The organism is Micrococcus sp. GbtcB5 (genome assembly GCF_019091605.1).
Classification (GTDB): domain Bacteria; phylum Actinomycetota; class Actinomycetes; order Actinomycetales; family Micrococcaceae; genus Micrococcus; species Micrococcus luteus.
Genome location: NZ_JAGXJK010000496.1, coordinates 1 through 235 on the forward strand (window position 1 = coordinate 1; position 235 = coordinate 235).

Here is a 235-nt window from a genome sequence, read left to right on the forward strand (position 1 = left end):
AGGCCCTCGCCGCCGACGACCTGCCCGGGGGCGTCTCGGCGTGGGAGGCGGCGCTGGCCGACAGCCCCGCGGTCGCCGTGGCCCAGCAGGGCCTGTCCGCGGCCCGCCTCATGCTGCGCACCCGCGACGCCGGCGCCGCGGCGGTGCGCGCGGCCGCCGCGGACGGCCCCGACGACGTCGCCGCCCCGCTCGCCGTCGCCGACCTCGGCGGGCTCGGTGGCCACGTGGAGGGCGC

General features: G+C 83.8%; 1 pseudogene. It reads left to right on the forward strand.

The features are described from left to right. Positions 1 to 235 (forward strand): annotated as a pseudogene (locus KVS67_RS13230) (thioredoxin); the annotation flags it as partial.